We start from the raw sequence: 1,237 nt of genomic DNA, 5'->3' as shown, positions 1-1,237 counted from the left end.
CCTATTCACCGAGCGATTTTCGGGACATCGACCCACCGGCGCTCGGCCCAGCTTTGCTGGGCAAGCTCGGCAAGCTGGACACCCTTGGCGCCCTCGCGCAGCGTGTACTTCCACGGCGCATCCTCGGCCACATGCCGCAGGAACTCTTCCCACTGCGCCTTGAAGCCATTGTCGAACGCCTGCGTGTCGGGAACCTCGTCCCATGTGTCGAAGAAGTTGATCGGCTGCGGCTGGTCGGGGTTCCACACAGGCTTTGGCGTGTTGACCCGATGCTGCGTCCAGCAGCGCATCAGGCCGCAGACCGCAGACCCGTGCGTGCCGTCCACCTGGAAGGTGACGAGATCGTCGCGACGCACGCGCACCGCCCACGAGGAATTGATATGGGCGATGATGCCGCCCTCCAGCTCAAAGGTGGCATAGGCCGCATCGTCGGCATCGGCGGCGTAAGTATTGCCGTTCTCGTCGACGCGGCTTGGAATATGCGTGGCGCCCAGGCAGCTCACCGACTTCACCTCGCCGAAGAGATTGTCGAGCACATAGCGCCAATGCGGCAGCATATCGAGGATCATGCCGCCGCCGTCTTGTCTGCGGTAGTTCCACGACGGACGCTGTGCCTTGACGCCCCAATCGCCTTCGAACACCCAGTAGCCGAACTCGCCGCGCACCGACAGGATCTTGCCGAAGAAGCCGCTGTCGCGCAGCATGGCGATCTTGCGCAGGCCGGGCAGGAACAGCTTGTCCTGCACAACGCCGTTCTTGACGCCGCGCCGCTCGGCAGACGCGGCCACCGACAGCGCCTCCTCCAGCGTCTCGGAGATAGGCTTTTCGCAATAGATATGCTTGCCGGCGGCAATCGCCTTTTCCAGCAATGCGACGCGCATCTGGGTCGAGCCGGCGTCGAAGAAGATGGTGTTGGCGGGATCGGCAAGGGCGGCATCAAGATCGGTCGTCGTCTTCGACAGGCCGTGCTTGCGGGCGATCGCCTCGATCTTCTCGGCATTGCGGCCGACGAGCACCGGCTCGGGCATCAGCCTGTCGCCGCTGGACAGCAGGACACCGCCCTCATCGCGAATGGCCAGGATGGAGCGCAGCAGATGCTGATTGTATCCCATGCGTCCGGTGATGCCGTGCATGATGATGCCGATCGGCCTTGTCGCCATTGTGTCATTCCTCCCGTAAATAACTATATAGTTACATAACTGACACGCCAACTCACCACTGTCAACGCCATTCAGCG

Annotated in this window: 1 protein-coding gene; it reads right to left on the bottom strand. The window is 62.5% G+C overall.

What is annotated here, in order from left to right; translation table 11 throughout:
- Positions 1-5: 5 nt before the first annotated feature.
- A complete protein-coding gene (locus tag HGP17_RS33350) occupies positions 6-1,160 on the bottom strand; it encodes a Gfo/Idh/MocA family oxidoreductase (RefSeq protein ID WP_168816339.1) in 1,155 nt (384 codons plus the stop codon).
- Positions 1,161-1,237 lie beyond the last annotated feature (77 nt).

It is taken from the genome of Rhizobium sp. P38BS-XIX (assembly GCF_012641435.1).
In the GTDB taxonomy this organism is placed as follows: Bacteria; Pseudomonadota; Alphaproteobacteria; order Rhizobiales; family Rhizobiaceae; genus Rhizobium.
This window is presented reverse-complemented; position numbering and strand designations above follow the sequence as displayed.